25 protein-coding genes are annotated in these 21,640 nt (G+C 61.4%); 13 read left to right on the top strand and 12 right to left on the bottom strand.

What is annotated here, in order from left to right:
- Positions 1–1,076 precede the first annotated feature (1,076 nt).
- Together F6S08_RS21320 and F6S08_RS21315 are read left to right on the top strand one after the other, a co-directional pair.
- A complete protein-coding gene (locus F6S08_RS21320; protein WP_315872305.1) occupies positions 1,077–1,535 on the top strand; it encodes an REP-associated tyrosine transposase in 459 nt (152 codons plus the stop codon).
- A 131-nt stretch (positions 1,536–1,666) separates the two neighbouring features.
- The gene (locus F6S08_RS21315) at positions 1,667–3,406 is read left to right on the top strand and encodes an OPT family oligopeptide transporter (RefSeq protein ID WP_315872304.1); all 1,740 of its coding nucleotides are present in this window, start codon (positions 1,667–1,669) and stop codon (positions 3,404–3,406) included.
- A gap of 29 nt (positions 3,407–3,435) precedes the next feature.
- Here the strand turns inward: F6S08_RS21315 and F6S08_RS21310 are convergent, their stop codons facing one another.
- The 3 genes from F6S08_RS21310 to F6S08_RS21300 all read right to left on the bottom strand — a co-directional run bounded on the left by F6S08_RS21310 (position 3,436) and on the right by F6S08_RS21300 (position 6,092).
- Positions 3,436–4,062, bottom strand: a complete 627-nt coding sequence (locus F6S08_RS21310) for a glutathione S-transferase (protein WP_315872303.1) — start codon at positions 4,060–4,062, stop codon at positions 3,436–3,438.
- 99 nt (positions 4,063–4,161) lie between these two features.
- Positions 4,162–5,418 (bottom strand): hypothetical protein, encoded by a 1,257-nt coding sequence (locus F6S08_RS21305; protein ID WP_315872302.1) that lies wholly within the window; start codon positions 5,416–5,418, stop codon positions 4,162–4,164.
- A 293-nt stretch (positions 5,419–5,711) separates the two neighbouring features.
- The gene (locus F6S08_RS21300; RefSeq protein ID WP_065925060.1) at positions 5,712–6,092 is read right to left on the bottom strand and encodes a cupin domain-containing protein; all 381 of its coding nucleotides are present in this window, start codon (positions 6,090–6,092) and stop codon (positions 5,712–5,714) included.
- Positions 6,093–6,234: 142 nt separating this feature from the next.
- On the opposite strand from F6S08_RS21300, the gene F6S08_RS21295 reads away from it, so the two are divergent.
- Entirely contained in the window at positions 6,235–6,957 is a 723-nt protein-coding gene (locus F6S08_RS21295) for a hypothetical protein (RefSeq protein WP_315872301.1), read from the top strand.
- 38 nt (positions 6,958–6,995) lie between these two features.
- On the opposite strand, the gene F6S08_RS21290 is transcribed toward F6S08_RS21295, so the two are convergent.
- The 4 genes from F6S08_RS21290 to F6S08_RS21275 all read right to left on the bottom strand — a co-directional run bounded on the left by F6S08_RS21290 (position 6,996) and on the right by F6S08_RS21275 (position 9,204).
- Entirely contained in the window at positions 6,996–7,415 is a 420-nt protein-coding gene (locus F6S08_RS21290; RefSeq protein ID WP_065925062.1) for a DUF6691 family protein, read from the bottom strand.
- Between the two features lie 2 nt (positions 7,416–7,417).
- Positions 7,418–7,849: a YeeE/YedE family protein gene (locus F6S08_RS21285; RefSeq protein WP_065925063.1), complete on the bottom strand. Its 432-nt coding sequence runs from the start codon at positions 7,847–7,849 to the stop codon at positions 7,418–7,420.
- Between the two features lie 78 nt (positions 7,850–7,927).
- Positions 7,928–8,299 (bottom strand): hypothetical protein, encoded by a 372-nt coding sequence (locus F6S08_RS21280; RefSeq protein ID WP_315872300.1) that lies wholly within the window; start codon positions 8,297–8,299, stop codon positions 7,928–7,930.
- A 41-nt stretch (positions 8,300–8,340) separates the two neighbouring features.
- A complete protein-coding gene (locus tag F6S08_RS21275) occupies positions 8,341–9,204 on the bottom strand; it encodes a LysR family transcriptional regulator (protein WP_065925065.1) in 864 nt (287 codons plus the stop codon).
- Positions 9,205–9,316: 112 nt separating this feature from the next.
- Here F6S08_RS21275 and F6S08_RS21270 point away from each other — a divergent pair, with 112 nt between their 5' ends.
- The 3 genes from F6S08_RS21270 (at position 9,317) to F6S08_RS21260 (ending at position 11,637) form a co-directional block, all read left to right on the top strand.
- Positions 9,317–9,925, top strand: coding sequence for a LysE family translocator (locus F6S08_RS21270; protein WP_065925066.1), 609 nt, complete (start codon positions 9,317–9,319; stop codon positions 9,923–9,925).
- Positions 9,926–10,270: 345 nt separating this feature from the next.
- Positions 10,271–10,936, top strand: coding sequence for a hypothetical protein (locus tag F6S08_RS21265; RefSeq protein ID WP_083221118.1), 666 nt, complete (start codon positions 10,271–10,273; stop codon positions 10,934–10,936).
- 14 nt (positions 10,937–10,950) lie between these two features.
- Entirely contained in the window at positions 10,951–11,637 is a 687-nt protein-coding gene (locus F6S08_RS21260; protein WP_174562739.1) for a tetratricopeptide repeat protein, read from the top strand.
- A gap of 282 nt (positions 11,638–11,919) precedes the next feature.
- Here the strand turns inward: F6S08_RS21260 and F6S08_RS21255 are convergent, their stop codons facing one another.
- Positions 11,920–12,744: a DUF6602 domain-containing protein gene (locus tag F6S08_RS21255; protein WP_315872299.1), complete on the bottom strand. Its 825-nt coding sequence runs from the start codon at positions 12,742–12,744 to the stop codon at positions 11,920–11,922.
- A gap of 681 nt (positions 12,745–13,425) precedes the next feature.
- Between F6S08_RS21255 and F6S08_RS21250 the strand changes: the two genes are divergently transcribed.
- Complete coding sequence (locus F6S08_RS21250; protein WP_074847337.1) at positions 13,426–13,659, top strand: hypothetical protein; 234 nt, start codon at positions 13,426–13,428, stop codon at positions 13,657–13,659.
- Between the two features lie 35 nt (positions 13,660–13,694).
- On the opposite strand, the gene chrA is transcribed toward F6S08_RS21250, so the two are convergent.
- The gene (gene chrA, locus F6S08_RS21245) at positions 13,695–14,903 is read right to left on the bottom strand and encodes a chromate efflux transporter (RefSeq protein WP_315872298.1); all 1,209 of its coding nucleotides are present in this window, start codon (positions 14,901–14,903) and stop codon (positions 13,695–13,697) included.
- Positions 14,904–15,032: 129 nt separating this feature from the next.
- Here chrA and F6S08_RS21240 point away from each other — a divergent pair, with 129 nt between their 5' ends.
- The 6 genes from F6S08_RS21240 (at position 15,033) to F6S08_RS21215 (ending at position 18,787) form a co-directional block, all read left to right on the top strand.
- The gene (locus tag F6S08_RS21240) at positions 15,033–15,605 is read left to right on the top strand and encodes a nucleotidyltransferase family protein (RefSeq protein ID WP_315872297.1); all 573 of its coding nucleotides are present in this window, start codon (positions 15,033–15,035) and stop codon (positions 15,603–15,605) included.
- A gap of 68 nt (positions 15,606–15,673) precedes the next feature.
- The gene (tspO, locus tag F6S08_RS21235; RefSeq protein WP_065925072.1) at positions 15,674–16,114 is read left to right on the top strand and encodes a tryptophan-rich sensory protein TspO; all 441 of its coding nucleotides are present in this window, start codon (positions 15,674–15,676) and stop codon (positions 16,112–16,114) included.
- The gene (locus F6S08_RS21230) at positions 16,114–17,040 is read left to right on the top strand and encodes an alpha/beta hydrolase fold domain-containing protein (RefSeq protein WP_315872296.1); all 927 of its coding nucleotides are present in this window, start codon (positions 16,114–16,116) and stop codon (positions 17,038–17,040) included. Before tspO ends, F6S08_RS21230 begins: the two co-directional genes overlap by 1 nt.
- 208 nt (positions 17,041–17,248) lie before the next feature.
- Positions 17,249–17,788 (top strand): hypothetical protein, encoded by a 540-nt coding sequence (locus F6S08_RS21225; protein WP_074847333.1) that lies wholly within the window; start codon positions 17,249–17,251, stop codon positions 17,786–17,788.
- A complete protein-coding gene (locus tag F6S08_RS21220) occupies positions 17,785–18,237 on the top strand; it encodes a GNAT family N-acetyltransferase (protein ID WP_315872295.1) in 453 nt (150 codons plus the stop codon). Before F6S08_RS21225 ends, F6S08_RS21220 begins: the two co-directional genes overlap by 4 nt.
- A gap of 76 nt (positions 18,238–18,313) precedes the next feature.
- Complete coding sequence (locus F6S08_RS21215; RefSeq protein ID WP_315872294.1) at positions 18,314–18,787, top strand: DUF1203 domain-containing protein; 474 nt, start codon at positions 18,314–18,316, stop codon at positions 18,785–18,787.
- Between the two features lie 57 nt (positions 18,788–18,844).
- Here F6S08_RS21215 and F6S08_RS21210 read toward each other — a convergent pair whose 3' ends face one another.
- The 3 genes from F6S08_RS21210 to F6S08_RS21200 are packed head-to-tail and all read right to left on the bottom strand — an operon-like array spanning position 18,845 to position 21,617.
- Entirely contained in the window at positions 18,845–19,609 is a 765-nt protein-coding gene (locus tag F6S08_RS21210) for an ABC transporter ATP-binding protein (RefSeq protein ID WP_315872293.1), read from the bottom strand.
- Entirely contained in the window at positions 19,606–20,610 is a 1,005-nt protein-coding gene (locus tag F6S08_RS21205) for an iron ABC transporter permease (protein ID WP_315872292.1), read from the bottom strand. The genes F6S08_RS21210 and F6S08_RS21205 overlap by 4 nt, the downstream gene beginning before the upstream one ends.
- Entirely contained in the window at positions 20,607–21,617 is a 1,011-nt protein-coding gene (locus F6S08_RS21200; protein ID WP_065925076.1) for an ABC transporter substrate-binding protein, read from the bottom strand. Before F6S08_RS21200 ends, F6S08_RS21205 begins: the two co-directional genes overlap by 4 nt.
- Positions 21,618–21,640 lie beyond the last annotated feature (23 nt).

Here is a 21,640-nt window from a genome sequence, read left to right as displayed (position 1 = left end):
GCGTTTTTCCCGCCGGACCGCTATGGCGTGGTCAATGCCCGGAACGCGCCGTGGGTGCAGCAACTGTTGGACAAGGCGCAAGCCGATGGCGAGGTGGCCGGGGGAACGGGTTTTACGCACGCTTAGTAGTGAGCGGACTTCTTGTGGTGAGCGGGCTTCTGTGGTGAGCGGGCTTGCCCCGCGCTGGGCCGCGAAGCGGCCCTCATCAAGAACACCGCGTTTTTCCAGGTGAACCCGGATGATAGATTTTGGGGCCGCTTCGCAGCCCAGCGCGGGGCAAGCCCGCTCACCACAAAAAAGCCAGGTCACTCCAGGCTGGATACATTCAGTCACCCGATGACGGGTTTTCTGCAATGGGATGATCTTTTGTGATGGGGCGCCCCCATCAAGAACACCGCGTTTTTCCAGGTGAATCCTGATAACAGCTTTTGGGGCCGCTTCGCAGCCCAGCGCGGGGCAAGCCCGCTCACCACAAAAAAGCCAGGTCACTCCAGGCTGGATACATTCAGTCACCCCGATGACGGGTTTTCTGCAATGGGATGATCTTTTGTGATGGGGCGCCCGCGTAGTGGTGAACGAGCTCTTTGTGGTGAGCGGGCTTGCCCCGCGCTGGGCCGCGAAGCGGCCCCATCAAGAACACCGCGTTTTTCCAGGTAAATCCTGATAACAGCTTTTGGGGCCGCTTCGCCGCCCGGCGCGGGGCAAGCCCGCTCACCACAAAAAAGCCAGGTCACTCCAGGCTGGATACATTCAGTCACCCCGATGACGGGTTTTCTGCAATGGGATGATCTTTTGTGATGGGGCGCCCGCGTAGTGGTGAACGAGCTCTTTGTGGTGAGCGGGCTTGCCCCGCGCTGGGCCGCGAAGCGGCCCCATCAAGAACACCGCGTTTTTCCAGGTAAATCCTGATAACAGCTTTTGGGGCCGCTTCGCCGCCCGGCGCGGGGCAAGCCCGCTCACCACAAAAAAGCCAGGTCACTCCGGGCTGGATACATTCAGTCACCCGATGACACTGGCTCGCCAGCTACGGCGCGCTAGTGTTAATGCTCTTCAGGACGGTCCCCAGGAGCATCGGAATGCGCCCCACACCCCAATCCCATCGCCTGCGTCACGGTCGTTACTCTGAATACGGACGCAGTTACCTCATTACCGTTGTCGTGCATCACCGTCAGCGCCTATTCACCGACCTTTATCTGGGTCGTCTGTTGGTGGCCGAATTCCGGCAGGTTCATGAGCTGGGATTGGTCGACTCTCTGGCCTGGGTCATCATGCCTGACCACATTCACTGGTTGTTTGAGCTGAAGCAGAAGACGTTGCCCGACGTGGTGCGGCGTATGAAGTCGCGTAGCACGCGGACCATCAACCGGCGTCGTCAAAGCAAGGAGCGTGTCTGGCAACCCGGTTATCACGATAGGGCTGTCCGTGCGGAGGATGATGTTCGCAAGATGGCTCGCTACATCATTGCCAACCCCTTGCGGGCCGGGTTGGTGGCGCAGGTAGGGGATTATTCGTTATGGGATGCTGCATGGCTCTGATTGAGTAATTGATGGTGTAGTGGTTGAAGCCCGCTCATCACAAAAAGGCGCCCGCTTGCCGCACAGGAACCTTCAGGCCTTGAGGGGCTCACTTGTTATGTCGCCCTGTTCCCCAGCCGAAAGGAATCCGCATGCATGCCACCTCATCAACGGTCCCCCTTCATCCCCCCGTCGAACGCGAACTGAGCCTGCGCGCGGTCATCACCGGCACGTTGCTCGGTATCCTGCTGACCCCTTCGAACGTGTACGCCGGGTTGAAGATCGGTTGGTCGTTCAACATGTCGATCATTGCCCTGCTGGTGGGGTATGCGATCTGGCAGGGCCTGGCGAAGCGGTCGTCGGAGCAGCTGCCGTGGACGCTGCATGAAAGCAATATCAACCAGACCGTCGCCTCGGCCGCTGCTTCGATCATTTCCGGTGGGCTGGTGGCGCCGATCCCGGCCTATACCCTGCTGACCGGCAACCAGTTGGACGCGCTGCCGATGATCGCCTGGGTGTTCTCGGTGAGTTTCCTGGGCATCTGGATCGCCTGGTACCTGCGGCCTTCGTTGCTCAATGACAAGGCGCTGAAATTTCCCGAAGGCATGGCCACCCTGGAAACCCTGCTGCATATCTACAACCATGGGCGCGAAGCGGCGACGCGTTTGAAGGTGCTGCTCAGCGCGGCGTTGCTGTCCGGGCTGGTGAAGTGGGTGGACACCTTTGTGTGGGCCTTCCCGCGTTGGTCGCCATCCGCCCAGCTGGAGCGCCTGACCTTCACCGCCGACCCCTCGCTGTTGCTGCTGGGGTTTGGCGGCATTATCGGCATTCGCGTCGGCCTGACCCTGCTGCTCGGCGCCTTGCTCGCCTGGGGCGGCCTGGGCCCGTGGTTGCTGGCGCAAGGCCTGGTGACCTTGCCGGCCGGCAGCAGCGGCCCGCAATTTGCGGCGTTGGTGGAGTGGTTGCTGTGGCCGGGAGTGAGCCTGATGGTGTGCTCAACCTTGGCGTCGCTGACGATTCGTCTGTGGGCGTTATACACCTCGACCAAGTCCGCCGGCGGGCAAGCCTGGAGCGTACCCAAACCCGGGCCGGCCGCTGGTTTTGTGCTGTCGATCGTATTGGTGGTGAGCCTGCAGGCGCTGTTGTTCGGCATCAACCTGTGGATGGCGTTGCTGACCATTCCCCTGGCGATCTGCCTGGCGGCCGTCGCCGCCCGCGTGGTGGGCGCCACCGGTATTCCGCCGATTGGCGCCATCGGGCAGTTGTCCCAGCTGAGCTTCGGCATCGTCGCGCCGGGGCAGGTGCCGATCAACCTGATGAGCGCCAACACCGCCGGCGGCTCGGCGGGGCAGTGCACCGACCTGATGAACGACTTCAAGGTCGGCAAGGCCATTGGTGCCACGCCGCACAAGCAAGTCATCGCCCAGATCCTGGGGATTTTCATTGGCAGCATCGTCGGGGTGTTTGCGTACCTGGCGCTGATTCCTGATCCGCAATCGATGCTGCTCACCGAGGAGTGGCCGGCGCCGGCGGTCGCAACCTGGAAAGCCGTGGCGCAAACCCTTACCCATGGGCTGGATTCATTGTCGGCGAGCATTCGCTGGGCGATCGGTATCGCAGGGCTGGCCGGGGTGTTGCTGGGCGTGCTCGACAGCCTGTTGCCCGCCCATCGCGCCCGCTACTTGCCCAGTGCCGCCGCGTTGGGGCTGGCGTTTGTGCTGCCAGCTTCGGTGTCGCTGATGATGGCCCTGGGTGCGGTGCTCACCTGGCTGGTGAGCTGCCGCTGGCCGAGCCTCACCGAGCGGTTTTCGATTACCGCAGCGGCGGGGTTGATTGCGGGGGAGAGCATCACCGGCGTGGGCGCTTCGCTGTGGCAGATGGCGGCGCCTTAGCCTCTGTCACGCGGTCGAGGGCAAGCTACTCACTTGGCAAACGCATACTCCCCACCCTGTTCCAGCGCCTGGCGGTAAGCCGGGCGAGCCTGGAACCGCTGTACCCACGCCGCCAGGTGCGGGTACGCCGCCAGCTTGCCCTGGGCCTTGGCGATTTCGCCGATAAAGCTCATCTGGATGTCCGCGCCGCTCACGTCATCCCCCAGCAGATACGGCGTATATGCCAGCGCCTCGTTGAGGTAACCGAGGTAATTGGCCACTTCCGATTCGATACGCGGATGCAGCGGTGCACCGGCATCGCCCAGGCGCCCGACGTACAGGTTAAGCATCAGCGGCAGCATGGCCGAGCCTTCGGCGAAGTGCAGCCATTGCACGTACTGGTCGTAGGCGGCCGTGGCCGGGTCCGGCTGCAGGCGACCGTCGCCATGGCGGCGGATCAGGTAATCGACGATGGCGCCGGACTCGATCACCACGTTGGCGCCGTCTTCGATCACCGGGGATTTGCCCAGCGCATTGATCGCCTTGAGCTCCGGCGGCGCAAGGTTGGTTTTCGGGTCGCGCTGGTAGCGCTTGATCTCGTACGGCAGGCCAAGCTCTTCCAGCAGCCACAGAATGCGCTGCGAACGTGAGTTGTTGAGGTGATGGACAATGATCATGGGAACTCCGCGGGGCATGGGGTGTGTAGGAACAGACTGCTGCGACAACGTAGAGTGCCCTGAATCAGCGGGATGTTTGCTTGGCAAACGCCCCTTCGATCAACGCACCACCTCGAACGCCGTGTATTCATACGCCGAGCGCATTTTGCTCGACGTCGTCTCCAGCGTCAGGGCAATGCCCAGGTCTTCGATAAACGCGCGCGAGGTCTTGTAGTCGCCTTGCTCGCACTCCAGCTTGATGGCGTCGCCGGTCAACGAGGCAAACACCTGTCGGGCCGGGAAGCGCTGGCCGACCTTGCAGCTCACGGAGGTCTCGAGCGGGGTATCGGTCGGTTTGCCGGGCACGTTCGCCATGTGCAGGTTGGCGCTCAGCGTCTGGCCAGGCGTCCAACTGCTCGGAATACTCAGCTCGGCTTCGCGGGTCAGCAGCACCTGGCCGTCGCCCACGCCGTTCATCTTCGACTTCAACTGGATCAGGTCCGCCTGCACCAGGCGCTCGACATGGAAGGTGTCGCTGTAGATCTCGTTCTTGTTCAGCAAGCCACCCACCGCCGTGAAGGTCACCGAGGTGGGGCTGTCGTTGCTGCCATCGCTTTTTTTCGACAGGTACGTGTAGCTCAACGTCTTGAACTTCGGCTGCAGCAGGGCCGAGTCGAGGCGCTGGAGCACGCTGGCGGGGACGGCGACGTCGTTGATGCTTGGTTCTACGATGGTGCGCGGGTAGTCAACCGGTTGGATGTCCGGACGCGACCAGGCCAGCAGCGCCGCATCGACACCGCCCTGCAACGAACAACTGATGCGCGATTGCGTGCCGTCGCTGCCCTCCGGTTCTACCAGCAGCACGCGCTCGACTTCGCGTGTGCCCGGCGCGACGCCGGGCCGTGGCTTGATGGCCTGCCAGCGGTCGCCGACCTTGAGCTCGCTGCGGATGTAGGCGCCGTCGCCCTTTTGCAGGCGAGCAGGTTGGTCGAGCAGCGGGGCAAGGCGTTGGGCAACCTCGTCGATAGTGCCTTGCACAACAAAGCCCCAGTAATAGTAGAGCCCCAGGTTGCCGAGGTCGGTGGCCTCGTCGGCGTACGACAACAGCTTCAAGCCGGCGATGGGCGGCGTGCTGACCGGCACCGCGTTGGCCTTGCGGTCCGCGCGGTTGACTACCGCGATCCACGCGAAGTCTTTGTCCTGCTTGAGCGGTGCGTAGGGCTGCCAGGCGTCGCGGTGGCTGTTCAGGCGGCTGAAGAACGTCGCGTCGCAGCGGGTGAAGGCCTTGAGCGTGTCGGTCAGCGCGGCGTCGTCGGCGTGGGCGATGGAAGGCAGCAGCGCAGAGGCGAGGAGGAGGGCGGCGGTGGGCAACTTCATCGAGGGGATGTCCGTATCGGGAGCGGGAGCTGGACATTATCCAGAAATTACCCGCTAAAGGCTCGGTTCAATGACGGAGAGTATCTACACACCTTTGACGGCTGCCACCGATCTCTGTGGTGAGCGGGCTTGTCGAATCGTCGCACCGCCCGCGCCGGGCTGCGAAGCGGCCCCAAACCAGACACGGAGTTCTGACAGGAGAATCCCAGCGCCTTTAATAGCCCAGCGCGGGGCAAGCCCGCTCACTACAAAAGCCTCACGCTGTAAGGCTATGGGTTCACCCGCGCCACTTTTCAGATCCACAGATCATTCATGGCCGTACGTTCACCGCCTTCATGGCCGGTATTCAAAATGCCCCGAGGCTCAATCATCATCAGCTTCGCCTCACCTTCGGCGGCGGTCCGATGTTCAACGCCACGCGGGACCACATACAGCTCGCCCGCCGCCACATACACCGGGCCTTCCGGTAGATCGATACGCAGCGTCCCTTCGAGCACCAGGAACGCTTCGTCGGTTTCCGGGTGCGAGTGCCAGATGAACTCCCCTTCGATGCGCACCACCTTGAACTGGTAGTCGTTCATTTCGGCGACGACCCTGGGGCTCCACTGCGCGTCGATGAGCGATGCCTTTTGCGCGAGGTTTACCGGTTGTGCCGAGTGCTGTGACGTAGCCATGATCCATCCTCTGGTAGGTAAGACGGCCAGACTATCGAGACCGCGGAGCGCCTGGCTTGTACGATCCTGCAGGTTGGTCGTCTAAAGCTCGGCCGATTTCCGTCGATAACCTGTATGAACCCGCCAATCATGGACCGATTAAATGGCTCTTTCCGTCAGCGCTGCCTATCTCCCGCCGGCCAACACCAGCCTTACACCTTCCGACCAGAAGCTCGTGGCCCAGCCTCTGACAGATGCCGCGAAGGAAGTGTTGGCAAACGCCGCCCCGGCGGCCGTCTACCATCCCAGTGGATCAGCAAGCACCACGGTGGAACCGCCGGAGGTGGTCGACGTCTGGGTCGGTCGGACCCAGTCGCCAGACTACCCTCGGCTCGTCGAAATTTCCACCGGCGCGCTCAATACGCTGAAGGCATCCTTCAAGGCATTCGAGTCAGCGCTGTCGACCACCGCTCCCGACTTGGCCGGCAAAAAATACGGCTTCACCGTCGAAGCCGATGGCCGCCTGAAAGTGCTGGATTCGGCCGGCCAGCTCAGCAGCTCGGATACCCAGCGGCTGACGGATTTGCTCAACCGATCCCTGGGCCTGAAAACCGCAGCCATTGCCTACCGCAATGCCGCCATCGACACGGTGGACGCCGATTCTGTCTGGTCTGGCCTGGGGTTTTACAGCCTGACTAACGAAAACTTCGCCAAGACCATTGATCTGGCGCCGCTCTTAAGAGACTTCGACCCGTCTGACTTCAAAGGGTCCAGGGATCGGATTTTTATTAATCAACTGGCCTCCAAAGGCGAACTGGCGACGCAACAGACGGAAGCGGCGATGTTTGAGCGGCGTGGAGTGCAGCGGTTCAGTACGCAGGCCTGACCTACTGTGTGGGGTAAAAATGAAGCCGTGCAGGCGGTTCAACCCCGCCTGCGCGATTCAATCCCCGCAAAAACCAGCATGCCCGTCACCATCGCCAGCGTGAACACCAGCACCTGCCATTGCCCCGTCAACAGCAATGCCACTGCCGGTCCGGGGCACAACCCCGCAATCGCCCACCCCATGCCGAACACCAGGCTGCCCAGCACGAGGCGGCGGTCGAGGGTGCGTTGCGTCGGCATCTGGATCGGTGCGCCCAGCAGCGAAACCTGACGATGCCTTACGACGTAAAAGGGCACGCTGCTCACCACCAGGGCGCCGAGCATGACCAGGGCCAATGAAGGGTCCCAATCGCCGGCGAGATCGAGGAACGCGAGCACTTTCTCCGGGTTGGTCATGCCGCTGAGGTGCAGTCCCAGGCCGAAGATCAGACCGGCCATCAATGCCATGAATTTGCGCATGCTCAGGCTCCCAGCCCGTGGCGGATGAAGTAGACACCGGCAAACCCGCTGCCCATGAAACAACCGACCGCTACCAGCGAGCGCAGCGACCACCGCGAAAGCCCGCAGATGCCATGCCCACTGGTACAACCGGCGCCATAGCGCGTGCCGATGCCGACCAATAACCCGGCCAGCACCAGCGCGTAGCCACCGGCCTGGAACGATGACTCAGGCAGCTTGGCAAACAACGACCAGATCCAGGGCGAGACCAGCAGCCCGAGCACAAACAGCAGTTTCTCCCCACGTCCTTCGCCGCGCCTGGAGAGCAGGCTGCCGAGCAGGCCGCTGATCCCGGCGATGCGGCCGTTGAGCAGGATGAACAGGCCTGCGGACAAGCCGATCAGGGCGCCGCCGAGCAGGGCGGTCCAGGGGGTGAACTGGGCGGAGAGGGTCATGGTGGGGCCTGGGTGTGTTGGACTACGTGCATCGATACCACAGTTTTATCCATGAACCCAACGAGTGACGATGCGCACTTACACCTTGGCCGTATGCACCTTGGCCAGGCGTACGCGCCAATCGCCGTCATGGCGCAGGCGGCATTCTTCGTCGGAGTCGAAGTGTACGCAGCGCTCCATGGGCGCGCCGTGCACGTCGGCGTCGTTGAGAGCGGCGGCGGTCAGCTCACGCATGCGTGTGTCTGCCCCTGTCGAGAGGGCGTGCTCCTTGTTGGCGCGGCTGTCGAACACCCAGATCACCCGCAGGCTTTGGGGGAAGACGCTGTAGTCGACGGTGTGGGTCAGCCAGTCGAAGCCGGGGATTTCGGCTTTGGCGGTTTCGCAGGCGTCGGTGAGGGCGGCGATGAGGCGACGTTCAAGCCGGGCGTTGTCGCGTGAGGTGGTTGGCATAAAGGGCTCCAGGTGGGTGTTCAGCGTGTGTATTAAACCAGCTACACCTGAACTCTTAGCGCATTGATGATAAACGCATGCAGGCTATTAACCGCCTTGGCCCCCCGAGAAGCTCGGCTACGCAGAATCGAAACCTCCATGGGCGCAATGCTTCCCAAGCCATGCTCGCTGCTCAACACCTGCAGTGATGGCTGCACGGTGCACTGCGTGATCGCGGCAATCGCCAGCCCACCTTCCACCGCGGCCACCTGGCCGGCGAGGCTGGAACTGTTGTAGACCACCTTGAATTGTCGCCCTTGCTGGGCCAGTGAATGCACCGCATAACGCCGCGCCAGGCTTTCACTTTCGTAGACGGCGATAGGCAGCGGGTCGCGCCGCCACAGTTCGAACTGGGGCGAGCCCACCCAGACCATGGGTTCCTTGAACAGAAAGGTGCCGCTGTGGGGCGAGTCCCTGGACACCAGCGCAAGATCAAGATCGCCGCTGCGCACACGCGGGATCAGCGTGGTTGACTGCTCGCAGGTCAGTTCTATTTCCACACCGGCGTAGCGCGGTGAAAAACGCTTCAGCAGCGGCGTGAGGTATTTCGCCGCATAGTCCTCCGCGACGCCCAGGCGGATTCGCCCGGTGATCGCTTCCCCGTTAAAGGCCGCCTGGGTTTCCGCGTGCAGTGCGAGCATGCGACGGGCATAGCCGAGCAGCGTCTGGCCGTCATCGGTGAGTTGCAGATGCCTTGGGCCACGGCTCAACAGCGGGCGTCCAAGGGCGGCTTCGAGCTTCTTCATCTGCATGCTGACGGCGGACTGCGAGCGATTGACCTCATGGGCCGCAGCCGACAGCGAACCGGCATCTACCACCGCCACGAAGCACTTGAGCCAATCGATCTGCAAATCGCTGGAGGGCATGGCGGTTTCCTTTATTCGTTAATCGAATGGCTGCAACGTGAATAATGCGCTTTTCAGGACTTTTCTTCACTCGCAAGATACTGGCCTCAATACCCACCTGCTGGAGTGGATCATGCCCTTTGATACCTGGTTGCTCTACCTGATGACGTGCTTCGGCATCGCCGTGGTACCAGGGCCCAATGCATTACTGGTGCTGACCCATGGGGCCCTGCACGGCAGTCGCCGGACGCTGTTCACCATCAGCGGCGGCGTGCTCGGTTTTGCCCTGGTGCTGACGCTGTGCGCGCTGGGCCTGGGGGCACTGATTCAGGCATCGGCCAGTGGGTTCACCGCCTTGAAGGTGGCCGGCGGGCTCTACCTGATCTGGCTCGGTTTCGGCCTGTGGCGCGCGCCCCCCGTCAGCCTTGAGGCCAGCGGCACAATCAGCTTGCGGCGCTGGTCGCTGTTCCGCCAAGGGCTGGTCTCGGCGATTTCAAACCCCAAGGCACTGCTGCTGTTCACCGCGTTTATCCCACCGTTTCTGGACCCGCATAGAAGCATCATCGCGCAGACGGCTGCCATCGCGCTGACCTACGCCGTGGTGGAATTCGTCGTTGAGTACCTGGTGGCCAGCGCAGCCAACCGCATCCGGCCCTGGCTGGCCCGCACCGGGCGCCGATTCAATAAAGTCTGCGGTGGTTTTTTTGTACTGTTTGGGTTGGCCTTGCCGGTGCATAGTTGAAGGCAAGGCTGCCTTGGAGCTTGTCGCCCCAATTTGTACAAAATCCGGAATTCGCACCCGCCTTTGGCACGAAGCTTACCGGCGCTGAAGAGCAACTGGAGCCGCCAGCCACAAACTTCACGGCAGGGCGGGCCAGGTGGTGCTTGATTTCCTGAATCTCCATGGCGATGTAAACCTTCCTTTTGCAGGCATAAAGGCCGCAGGTTAGCAGTGTGCGCAAGCGGGTGGCAGTAGTCAGGGGGGGCGGGACCAGCGGCACACGGATATTTTCAACGCACGCCCGTATTGCTAAAGTTTCCCACTCACCCGCCGACAGCTTTTGTTCCCACTTCACGGATGATTTTAATGTTCCGCTCTCTTTTTTCCGGCGTTGCATTGCTCGCCGTCGCCTGCACTGCCCAAGCCCGTACCGTCACCACGCCCGAACAACTGCTGACCGAGTTCTCTCGTTGCGATGCGCATTTCTTCGAGAGCCTGCGCGATGCGCGCTTGCCAGCAGGGACCTTGCGCCTGAGTGACTACGGTTCGGTCAAGGCACCGACCATCATGAGTCCGCTGCAGGAAGGTGGCACTTACCAACACTTCGAAACGCCCCTGATCGTTAACGGCGTGCGTATGGTCGGCTATTACAACCAGGCCCAAACCATCAAGGACGTCGGCAATTTTCTGTTCTGGGGGTTTGTAACCGATGGCTCGCCGCAAGAGGTGGCCGCAAAGCTCAAGCCGCTGATCGTTGATAACGCACGTTTTGTCAGTCAGGGCAAAGCCATTACCCGCGCCGAAATCCGCCGTGTCGGTGACCCGATCGGCCAATGGCGCACCGAAGGGCTGACCGGTCCTGGTGTCGCCACGCCGTTTGGTTTCGTAGACCGCGTGCTGATGGTCGACGCGGGCGACACGTCACCGTCGCTCGTGGGACATACCACCGTGTTCTGCTCGCTGCAAGGCACCGTGACCGCGCCGCTCCTGCAGGTCTATCGCCCTGACCTCAACGCTCATCTGCTCGACTGACAAGGATGCTGATCATGAATACTCGCTGGCTCGCACTGATTGCCTGCTCCGCCCTCCTCACCGGTTGTGCAGGGATGCAGAACCCGCAAAAAGCCAACCTTGCCCACTGCGCTAATCAGTTAAAGGCGTCCAAAGCCGAAAACTACCCCTTGGTGCTGCAGGAAGGTGATCTATGCCTGCAGAAAGCTACGCTGCCTGCCTCGCTGCATAGTTTGATTTATGCGGTGCAGGCCGACGCCTACCTCAACCTCAAGCGCTTTCCCGAAGCCTTGGCCGCCAAGGAGAAATCCATGCAACTGGTGGTCAAGCCTGAGCCGCGCGCCTACCTGGACTTGAGCGCCATGTATCGCGCCGCTGGTAACCCGAAAAAAGCCCTTGAGCTCGTGCAGTTCAACCTTGACAACGGAATGGGAGAAGCAGGAAAGGGGGCCGGCTTCAATATGCCGACCTACTATCATCTGGGTCTCGCACTGACAGACCTGGGTCAGTACCGGGAGGCCGCCGAAGCATTCAGTACCGGCCTTCAGCGCCAGCCGGACTATGCCTGGGCCTATTATGCGCGCGGGATCGCGTACGACCATTTGGGCAATAGGGAAGACGCCAAGGCCGACTTCATGAAGTTCTCGCAGATCGTCGACAAGAAGTACCTGGAGCAGGAGAACAAGGCCAAGCTCGCGGAGTACAGGATTTCCATGCCGTAATTGGAACACCCGCTTAGGGGCGAATGTGCACCTTGTCTGGATAATCCGACGGATTTTGAGAAAGCACAGGCAGTGGAACAGGGTGGCCAGGCTCTGTGGTTCATCTGTGCTGCGAATGGTTGGGGGCTGCTGCGCAGCCCCACGGGAGCAAGCTCCCTCGCCACAAGGGGGAGCGTTTGCCTTGGTCAGTTCGCGGCTGCTGTCGCATGCTTCTAGCGCTCGTATTCAATTAAATCCACCCTGTTTTTTCAGGTATTAAAAGAGCGGTAGTGTTTACTAGTCTTATAGTTGGTGTTTTATGTTTTTTGTGTTTGGTGATTTAAGGTAGTTTATTGAATCGATTGTAGTTATTTGGTTGTCGCAAATGTCATTGCATAAGAGCATGAACCATTTAAGTAGTGAGTATTCTGATTCGTCTTCAGTGCTGTAGTACAGGCCGACAGCTTCTCTGGGGTCTGTTGTTAAACCAGAGTGTGAGTAGTAGGATATGATTCCCTTGTTTAAAATGCATGCCATGTTGGGCCAGAGATGCTTTTCTAATGACTTTAGTTCATTGGCTAGGTTGGTTGTAACTGTATCTAGCTTTGGGCTGTCTGAGCAGAATATGAAGGTCCATATTGAGTCGCAGTTGTTGTTTTTTGGTGAGATCAGTGAGTGATTGTTTTTGAAGTGGTATCCAAGGCGGGTTTTATTTTTGTTGTTTGCGGATCTGTCGAGTTGTCGTATTTTTGTTAGCTTGGTCAGTGCATCTTTTAATTCGATTTTGTCCATGAAGCTTTTGACTTCTCCAACAGCAACAACGGATTCGCATGGGTATACATATTTGTCACCTGCAATTTTAAATTTTGGCGCTACAAAACGGTCAAATATTATTATGTCAGACTGTTGGGAGATGGCCCCATTAATGTCCATTACAAAGCCTGTGCTGACCCCGAATCTTTCTGGAAGATATTTTTTTAGTAAGTTTTTTACAACTTCTTCGCGACCCTCGCCGCGCTCTCCGTAGTGGGGGATCTGGGAGGCAAGTTCTTCATATTCGACTTTGATTTGTTTTGATATCAGTCTGAATATTTCTTTAATATTTATGTTCTTTGTCTGGCTTGACATGTGTCATTACATCCTGATGTGAAAGTGTGGGCGATAATTATTTTGGAGATAATGTTGGAGTTTGCTTTCGGTGTGCGGGCGATGGTCTATATCGTGTTCATAGTCAATCAGTAAAAGTGGTTTTTAAAGCCGTTGGGTGTGTTGTTTTGGATTTGGATGGAACATCCGGTTCACACTACGTTTGAACGATGTTTAAGATGTGAGCTGACCCTGATGAGTTTCCGGTGAGGGAATTTGCCTTGGTCAGTTCGTTGTTGCTGCCGCATGCTTCTTGGCCCTCAGCGCCAGGCCGCGGTCGTATTCAGTTGTGAAGGCTTGGCTCGGTGTGTCGTTGGCGTGAGTCAAGCGCACCACTCGGATGATGCTCCGCATATCTTGGGCTTCCTGGCCTTTGAGGCCCCCGGCATGAACGCGAGCAGCAGCAGGCTGGCGGCGAGCAGTGTCTTGAATGGCGGCATTGCCTGTCCCTGGTCTTTGTTGGATTAAGTGTGCGGGCCCCGCGCGATGACGCGAGGCCGGGGTGATGCATGATAGCTAAATGACATGATTAAGGCATCTTGAGTTTGAAGGGGGGCATCAGGCTCACCCGGAAAACAGCCCCTTGCGGCGTATAACGGTCTACCATGCCACCCCGGCAGTGGTTTCACGCGCTACCGATCTCTCTCTTTCAAGGTATCGCCCATGTCCATCGACCAAATCAGCCTTCCCAAGGGTGTAGGCCCTCACGCCATCAAGCTGCTTGACGCCATCACCGGCGCGTCCACCCCCGAAGAACTCAACCGTGCCGGCGGTAAGGCGGAAGGTTTTGTGTTGGGGCTGGAGTCCACCAAGGCCATCAAAAGCCAAATCGCCGAGTCGTTGTATGTGGCTTACGACGATGCGGCGGGTCATCGGGCGGGTGAGTTGAAAGGCTGATCATCAGCCGGAGCAAGGCACGGTGGCTGCGCGGCTCACACCGTAAGACTTAATAACCATCCCGCCGCGCCGCTTCCTACAACCACCAGCCACGGTGGCAGTTTCCACACCATCAGCGCCACCAGGCCAATCAGCGCCAGGGCGACGTCCTGGGCGGTGAAGATGGCGCTGGTCCACACCGGTTGGTACAGCGCCGCCAGCAACAGGCCGACCACCGCCGCGTTCACGCCCGCCAGCGCGGCTTGGGTGCGCGGGCTGCGGCGCAGGCTTTCCCAGAAGGGCAGTGCGCCCAGCACCAGTAAAAACGACGGTGCGAAGATCGCCAGCAGGCAGAGCAGGCCACCGAGCCAGCCGTTCGGCGCTTGGGTCATCGAGGCGCCGAGGAAGGCGGCGAAGGTGAACAGCGGGCCGGGCATGGCTTGGACGGCGCCGTAGCCGGCGAGGAACACGTCGTTGCTCACCCAGTGGCGGGGCACGACTTCGGCTTGCAGCAAGGGCAGCACCACGTGGCCGCCGCCGAATACCAGCGCGCCGGTGCGGTAGAAGGCGTCGGTCACGGCCAGGGTTGGGTTGGGCATCAACTGGGCGAGGATCGGCAGGCTGGCCAGCAACAGCACAAACAGCGACAGCCATAGCGCCCCGGCGCGACGGCTGATGGTCACGGGCAGGGCGTCGTGCGCGGTGGGCGGTGCGGGCTTGAACAGCAGCAGGCCGGCCATGCCCGCGATGAGGATCACGCCGACCTGGCCCCACGCCGATGTTTGCAGCAGGGCCACGCAGGCGGCGAGCAGCATCACGGCCACGCGCGGGGCGTCGGTGCACAGGTTGCGCGCCATGCCCCACACGGCCTGGGCGACCACGGCGACGGCCACCACTTTAAGGCCATGCAACGCGCCGGGCGGGATGGCGGTGCTGTGCCGGGTGATGCCCAAGGCCAACAGGATCAGCACAACGGCGGACGGCAGGGTAAACCCGAGCCACGCCGCCAATGCGCCGCCGTACCCCGCGCGCGACAGGCCGAGGGCGATGCCGACCTGGCTGCTGGCGGGGCCGGGCAGGAATTGGCAGAGCGCGACCAAGTCCGCGTAACTGCGCTCGCTCAGCCAGCGTCGCCGGGTCACGAACGCGTCCCGGAAATAACCCAGGTGCGCAATCGGGCCGCCAAAGGAGGTAAGGCCCAGACGCAGGAAAATCAGGAACACTGACCAGGGGCTTTCGCGTCGATTTGCTGGGGAGTCAGCCAAGGCGGGCGGTCTCGGTGAGGGCAGGGCATCGCGGCACCTTAGCGAATTTTGATGACGTGAAGAAGCGGCGCCAGCGCTCAATGTTGTACCGTTGCTCCCCAGGACCGTACCGATGATGAAGGAGCCTCCATGACATTGACCGTCGAAACCCTGCTCGAACTGGCCATGGCCAACCCCGTCAACGCCGAAATCACTGCGCGCCTGCCCGACCTCGGGGTGGACCAGTGCATGCTCACGGCGGGTTGCCTGTTCCAGGCGGTGTGGAATCATCAGGCGAATCTGCCGGCTGATCAGGGCGTGAAGGATTACGACGTTTTTTACTTCGATACCGACCTGTCCTACGAGGCGGAGGATGCGGTAATTCGTGCGGCGGAGGAACTGTTCAAAGACCTGGGCGTGAATGTCGAGGTCAAGAACCAGGCGCGGGTGCACCTTTGGTACGGCAAGCGCTTTGGTCGGCCCTACCCGCAGTTGCAGTCGGCGCGCGACGGGGTCGACCGTTATCTGGTGGCCGGTACGTGCATCGGCTTGGAGATTGCCACGGGCCAGGTGTATGCGCCGTATGGGTTGGAGGATGTGGAACTGGGGATTTTGCGGATTAATCCACTGCATCCGGAGCAGGCGTTGTTTGAGCAGAAGGCGCGCAGTTATCAGGCGCGGTGGCCTTGGCTGAGGATTGTCGGGGTGGAGATACCGGAATGAATTGGCGCTGAACTTTTAGGTAGGTGTCGCACGTCCAAGCTTCAAATCACTCCCGCCAAGGACAGACGATGACCTTCTTTATCTTCCTGCTTGCCTGCGCCGCCGCCGCCAGTACCGGCGTCATTTTCAAACCCGGCGCCTGGTATGAATCCCTCGTCAAACCCAGCTTCACCCCACCCAATTGGCTGTTTCCGGTGGCCTGGACGATCATCTACCTGCTGCTGGCCTGGGCCGGCTATCGCTTGAGCCTGATCCCCGGCAGTCAAATGGTGCTGGCGCTGTGGGCTGCGCAAATTGCCCTGAATACCCTGTGGACGCCGGTATTTTTCGGCGCGCATCGCCTGCTGGCCGGGATGGTGATCATCGTGTTGCTGTGGATCACCGTGGCGGCGATGGTGGTACTGGCCGTGCGCCTGGACCTGATCACCGGCCTGATCCTGTTCCCGTACCTGGCGTGGCTGTGTGTGGCGGCGGCGCTGAATTTCTCGATCCTGCGTAATAACCGCTGATGGCTCACCAACCGTGGCCCGCCAACGAGGCGGAACTGGCCCAGATGCGCCGCTTCAATCAGAAGCTCGCCTGGCTGCCGCGCTTCAAGATCCGCAATCGCGTTACGCCGCGTTTGATCCAGGCGCTGTTGCGCGTCAGTCAAACGCTCAAGCGCGCCACACCGGCTGAAAGCAGGGTTGTCGACAACGTCCCGGTGCGCATCCTGCGGCCAAGCGGCAAGCCCAAGGGCGTAGTGCTGGATATCCACGGCGGCGGCTGGGTGATCGGCAATGCGCAGATGGATGACGACCTCAACCTGGGCATGCTGCAGGCGTGCGACGTGGCGGTGGTGTCGGTGGATTATCGGTTGGCGGTGGATACGCCGGTTGAAGGCTTGATGGAAGACTGCCTGAACGCCGCACGTTGGCTGCTCACGGATGATGAATTTGCCGGGCTGCCGGTGATCGTCGTCGGTGAGTCGGCCGGTGGGCATCTGGCGGCGGCGACATTGCTGGCCCTCAAGCAATGGCCGGAACTGCTTAAGCGCATAAGCGGCGCGGTGCTGTATTACGGCGTTTATGACCTGAGCGGTACACCGAGCGTACGCGCGGCCGGGCCTGAAACGTTGCTGCTGGACGGGCCGGGGATGGTGGAAGCGTTGCGCATGCTCACGCCGGGGCTGAGTGATGATGAGCGCCGACAGCCGCCGTTGTCGCCGTTGTATGGCGACTTTGAAGGGCTGCCCACGGCGTTGATGTTTGTGGGGGAGTTGGACCCACTCAAGGACGATACGCTGCTGATTGCCGAGCGGTGGCCCCACGCTGAAGCACACCTGCTGCCGGAGTCGGCCCATGGGTTTATTCATTTTCCGGTGGCGATGGCGGATGGGGTGTTGGCCTATAGCCGACAGTGGATCACTCAGTGCATTGATGGCGAACAGGCATAATTGTATAGGCGCCTCTCTAAGGCTCACCCATTCCTCTGTGGTGAGCGAGCTTGCTCGCGTTGGGCTGCGAAGCAGCCCCAAAACCAGCCAGTGCAGAATAAGCCCGCTTCCCACAGAAAGCACCGATTCACTACAATCGCCTTATCTTTTATCAGCAGGCCGGGTACCCTCTTTTTTCCAAACATTCCCCCCAAGCAAAGGAAAGCACGTGAAGATTCTCCAAGGAGCCATCGGTCTATCGGCGCTGTATCTGCTGGCAGGCTGTGGCCAGGTCACCGAAAAAACACTGACGTTCGATGTGCCCTATGGGATGTATGAAACCGTTCTGCGCCAGAACGTCACCGGAACAGGCCAGTTGACCTGCAAGGTCACCACCGACAACCAGGACCGCGGCGAAAAGTGGGTGCCGTCGGTGATTCTTGCGGCGGCCGAGGACGCTGCCGAGGACGACACCCTGTTTCTTTCCAGCTACACGCCAGCCGACAGTGACCAGCGCTTGTTCCAACTGCGCACCTTCAACAAAGCCAAGCCGGTCATCGACACCTTCTTCCATCGGGCCCCCGACCAACGCGGTGTGTATACGTTGCGCCTGACCTGGCAAGCGGACGGCGCCATTGGTTATCAGGTCGCCAGCGGTGGGGCCTGGGAAGAGAGGAAGCTCGTCGACAAGCCCGGTTTTTCCGTGCGCCATGTGAGCGTGCATGCCTCCGGTATGAAGGGCAGCGCTGTGTGTGAGTTGCGTGAGTGAACGCGCTGACGTTGAGGCCGGCGACGGTGACTGATCTGCCGTCGATCTATCGGGGAGAGCAGGACTACATCCGCCGCTGGGAGCCCGACCACGAAGCAGCCTGGCGGCTCCAGTTGGAGCGCCACCTTACACGCTGGGTCGATAACTTCGAACGCTTGACGATCGCGATGCTGGGCGGGCAGTTTGCCGGTTATTCGCTGTGGACTGCAGAGGAGGGGGTTGCCGAGCTTTGTACGATCAACGTCAGTGACGTTCACCGACGCCAGGGGATCGGTCGGACGTTGCTGGACGCTTACGCGGCGGCGGCTGGGCAGAATGACTTCTTGAAGTTGCGATTGAGCGTACGTTCCGATAACCCTGCCCGGCTGATGTATGAGCGCGCCGGGTTTGTCTGTGTGGGCACAGATTCGAACGACTACCTTTGCTACGAGCGAGCCAGCCGCCCGTGAATATCACCGCAAGAATCGGATAGCCACCGCTGTCCAGGTGCTCGTCTCATGGGGCTCACCCTAAGAGGCGCCCACCATGAACTTCCGCACTACGGGCCTTGCTCCCGATCCATTTCTCAGTGTGTTTGGTTTGCCCGACGATGAGCTTGCCGCGCGTGGGATCAAGCGTTACCGAGTCGACCGTCACCCCGGTTTTCCCGACCGCATAGAGATGAAAGACGCGCAGGTTGGGCAGAGCGTGCTGTTGCTCAATCACGTCAGCCAGCCGGCGCATTCGCCGTACCGTGCGTCGCACGCAATTTTCATCCGCGAGGGGGCGACGCAGGCTTATGACGCGGTTAACCAGGTGCCTGAGGTGATGCGAATCCGGCTGCTGTCCCTGCGGGCATTTTCCGAGGAGGGCATGATGGTGGATGCAGATGTCGTGGAAGGGCAGGCGATTGAGCCCTTGATTGAACGGATGTTGGCCAATCCCGAGGTCAGCTACATTCATGTGCATAACGCCAGGCAAGGGTGTTATTCAGGGCGGATAGATCGGGTACCGGCTTAAGCCGGCAGACGGCCCATATGCGCAGGCCTCTGTAGATCCAATGTGGGGATGTCCTGTTCAGTTAGACCGCAACCGCAGTATCTGCGCCCCATCAAACGGGTCCGTCAGGTAATGCGCCTGTACCCCGAATGTCTCCTGTAGTCGTTGTGGCGTCAGCACCTCCAGCGGCTTGCCCAGCGCGACCAGGCGCCCACGGTCCAGCACGGCCAGGCGATCGCAGGTCAGCGCCTGGTTCAGGTCATGCAGGGCGATGAGGGTGGTCACCGGCAAACCTTGCACGCCTTTCAAAATCGCCAGTTGATGCTGGATATCCAGGTGATTGGTCGGCTCGTCCAGCAACAGTATCTGCGGCCGTTGCGCCAGGGCGCGGGCGATGTGCACGCGCTGGCGCTCGCCGCCGGAGAGGCTGCGCCAGGCGCGGTGGCTCAGGTGGGTGGCGTCCACATCATGCAGGGCCTGGCGCACGATGGCGTCGTCGTCGCCGGACCACGGGCTCAGCGCCGACAGCCACGGTGTACGGCCCAGTGCTACGGCGTCGAATACGCGGATGGCGTCGTCGGTGTCGGCCTGTTGCTCCACCACCGCCAGCTGCTGGGCGATGGCGCGGCGGGACAGCTCGCCCATGCGTTGGCCGCCCAGGCGCACGTCGCCGCTGGCCGGCGTACGCAAGCCAGCGAGCAGTTTGAGCAGGGTGGATTTGCCGGAGCCGTTGGGCCCGACAATCCCCAGGGTTTCACCCAACTGAACCTCCAGGTGGATATCGCGCAGCAACTCCGCCTCACGCACCTTGAAGCCCAGGCCGGTGCAACTCAGTACGCTCATCGCGCATTCCTCCGGCCAATCAGGATCAGCGCAAACACCGGCGCGCCCACCAGCGCCGTCACCACGCCGACCGGGATCACCTGGCCTTTGATCAAGGTGCGCGACAACACATCGGCCGCAATCAAAAATAACGCGCCGCCCAGCGCACTGGCGGGCAGCAGGCGCGAATGCCCGGTGCCGAGGAGCAGGCGCACCGCGTGGGGGATCACCAGGCCGACAAAGCCGATGGAGCCGACAATCGACACCATCACCGCCGTCACCAGCGCCGCGCAACCCACCAGCACAACCTGCACGCGGCGCACCGGGATGCCCAGGGACGCGGCCGAATCCGTGCCGAAGGTGAACGCATCCAACGCGCGACGATGCCACAGGCACACCACCAGGCCCGTGATCGCCACCGGCACTGCCAGCCACACCGACGGCCAGCGCACGCCGCTGAGGTTACCCAGCAGCCAGAACAGGATGCCGCGCGCCTGTTCGGAGCTGGCTGATTTGGTGATCAGGAACGCCGTGAGCGCATTGAACAACTGCGTCCCGGCGATGCCCGCGAGGATGATCTGCCCGGTGCCGCTGGACGAACCGCTGGCCCGCGCCAGCAAAATCACCAGGGCAAACGCCGCCATCGCGCCGACAAAGGCGCCGGCCGACAATGAAATCAGCCCGCCGCCCACGCCCATCAACGCCACCAGCACCGCGCCGGTCGAAGCGCCGGCGCTGATGCCCAGCAGGTACGGATCGGCCAGCGGGTTGCGCAGCAACGACTGCAAAATCACCCCGCAGGTGGCCAGCCCGGCACCGCAGGCGGCGGCCACCAGGGCACGGGTGAGGCGGTAGTTCCACACCACGCCTTCATCGATGGGGTCCAGCACGTAACCGGCCGCCCACAGTTTGTTCGCGAGCACCTGCAGCACCACCTGGGGCGAGATGGCGGTTTCGCCGATGGCCACGCCGGCGAGCACGGCGATCAGCAATAGCGCCAGGGCGAGTAAGGTCCGGATCATTGCGGCAGGTCGTAGCCGTCGATGGCCGTGGCCAGGTGTTCAAGGCCGTCGAACATGCGGATGCTGGCCTGCAGCGCCAGGGCGTCGAGGATGATGATGCGGTTGTTTTTCACCGCGTCCATGTTGCGCGTGACCGGGTCGCTGCGCAGGAAGGCGAGTTTCTTTTCATGGTCGTCGGCGGGGTAGCGGCGACGGTCCATGCGGGCGATCACCAGGAAGGTCGGGTTGGCCTTGGCGAGGGTTTCCCAGCCGACGGCGGGCCATTCTTCATCGGATTGCACCACGTTGTGCAGGCCGAGGGTTTCGAGCATGAACTCCGGAATGCCCTTGTGGCCGGCCACGTAGGGGTCGCTGGCCAGTTCGGCGCTGGAGAACCACACCAGCGCGCTGGCCTGCTTGAGGCCTTTGCTCTGCACGGTGGCCACGGATTGGGCCAGGCGCGCCTGGAGCTCATCGTTCAACTGTTGGCCGCGATCCTGCACATCGAAAATCTGCGCCAGCTGGCGGATGCTCTTGTAGATGGTCTCGATACGGAACGGCTCCAGCCGCGTGCCGTCGGCGCCCACCAGGTTGTCCTTGCCTTCGCAGTCGGAGGGCAGCAGGTAGGTGGGGATCTTCAGGTCGTGAAACTGCTCGCGGGTGCCGACCACGCCTTGTGGACCCACCACCCATTCCAGCTCGGCGGCCACCAGTTGCGGGCGCTTGGCGATCACCGCTTCGAAGCTGGGCTCGTTGTTGGCCAGGCGCTCGATGCTGTCGTTCTGCGCCTTGAACTGCGGCAACACGCTGTTGAACCACAGCGAGGTGCCCACCACGCGGTCAGCCACGCCGAGGGCATAGAGCATTTCGGTGGCGGCCTGGCCGATGGTCACGCTGCGCGCGGGCGCCTGCGGGAAGGTGAGGGTGCTGCCGCAGTTTTCCAGGGTCAGCGGGTAGTGCGTGGGCGCGGCGTGGGCCAGGGCGCAGAAACCCAGGCCGCTGATCAGGGCGGTAACGCGTGGCAGCATGAGGCGATCTCCGTGTGGACCGT

Origin of the sequence: Pseudomonas sp. JV449 (genome assembly GCF_032424295.1) — a bacterium.
Lineage (GTDB): Bacteria > Pseudomonadota > Gammaproteobacteria > Pseudomonadales > Pseudomonadaceae > Aquipseudomonas > Aquipseudomonas marginalis.
The sequence above is the reverse complement of the archived record's forward strand: the minus strand, read 5'-3'. Positions and strand labels throughout refer to the sequence as shown.

Coding starts and splice junctions, on each gene's coding strand:
- F6S08_RS21320 (WP_315872305.1), top strand. CDS start 1,077: ATGCGCCCCACACCCCAATCCCATCGCCTGCGTCACGGTCGTTACTCT.
- F6S08_RS21315 (WP_315872304.1), top strand. CDS start 1,667: ATGCATGCCACCTCATCAACGGTCCCCCTTCATCCCCCCGTCGAACGC.
- F6S08_RS21310 (WP_315872303.1), bottom strand. CDS start 4,062: ATGATCATTGTCCATCACCTCAACAACTCACGTTCGCAGCGCATTCTG.
- F6S08_RS21305 (WP_315872302.1), bottom strand. CDS start 5,418: ATGAAGTTGCCCACCGCCGCCCTCCTCCTCGCCTCTGCGCTGCTGCCT.
- F6S08_RS21300 (WP_065925060.1), bottom strand. CDS start 6,092: ATGGCTACGTCACAGCACTCGGCACAACCGGTAAACCTCGCGCAAAAG.
- F6S08_RS21295 (WP_315872301.1), top strand. CDS start 6,235: ATGGCTCTTTCCGTCAGCGCTGCCTATCTCCCGCCGGCCAACACCAGC.
- F6S08_RS21290 (WP_065925062.1), bottom strand. CDS start 7,415: ATGCGCAAATTCATGGCATTGATGGCCGGTCTGATCTTCGGCCTGGGA.
- F6S08_RS21285 (WP_065925063.1), bottom strand. CDS start 7,849: ATGACCCTCTCCGCCCAGTTCACCCCCTGGACCGCCCTGCTCGGCGGC.
- F6S08_RS21280 (WP_315872300.1), bottom strand. CDS start 8,299: ATGCCAACCACCTCACGCGACAACGCCCGGCTTGAACGTCGCCTCATC.
- F6S08_RS21275 (WP_065925065.1), bottom strand. CDS start 9,204: ATGCCCTCCAGCGATTTGCAGATCGATTGGCTCAAGTGCTTCGTGGCG.
- F6S08_RS21270 (WP_065925066.1), top strand. CDS start 9,317: ATGCCCTTTGATACCTGGTTGCTCTACCTGATGACGTGCTTCGGCATC.
- F6S08_RS21265 (WP_083221118.1), top strand. CDS start 10,271: ATGTTCCGCTCTCTTTTTTCCGGCGTTGCATTGCTCGCCGTCGCCTGC.
- F6S08_RS21260 (WP_174562739.1), top strand. CDS start 10,951: ATGAATACTCGCTGGCTCGCACTGATTGCCTGCTCCGCCCTCCTCACC.
- F6S08_RS21255 (WP_315872299.1), bottom strand. CDS start 12,744: ATGTCAAGCCAGACAAAGAACATAAATATTAAAGAAATATTCAGACTG.
- F6S08_RS21250 (WP_074847337.1), top strand. CDS start 13,426: ATGTCCATCGACCAAATCAGCCTTCCCAAGGGTGTAGGCCCTCACGCC.
- F6S08_RS21240 (WP_315872297.1), top strand. CDS start 15,033: ATGACATTGACCGTCGAAACCCTGCTCGAACTGGCCATGGCCAACCCC.
- tspO (WP_065925072.1), top strand. CDS start 15,674: ATGACCTTCTTTATCTTCCTGCTTGCCTGCGCCGCCGCCGCCAGTACC.
- F6S08_RS21230 (WP_315872296.1), top strand. CDS start 16,114: ATGGCTCACCAACCGTGGCCCGCCAACGAGGCGGAACTGGCCCAGATG.
- F6S08_RS21215 (WP_315872294.1), top strand. CDS start 18,314: ATGAACTTCCGCACTACGGGCCTTGCTCCCGATCCATTTCTCAGTGTG.
- F6S08_RS21210 (WP_315872293.1), bottom strand. CDS start 19,609: ATGAGCGTACTGAGTTGCACCGGCCTGGGCTTCAAGGTGCGTGAGGCG.
- F6S08_RS21205 (WP_315872292.1), bottom strand. CDS start 20,610: ATGATCCGGACCTTACTCGCCCTGGCGCTATTGCTGATCGCCGTGCTC.
- F6S08_RS21200 (WP_065925076.1), bottom strand. CDS start 21,617: ATGCTGCCACGCGTTACCGCCCTGATCAGCGGCCTGGGTTTCTGCGCC.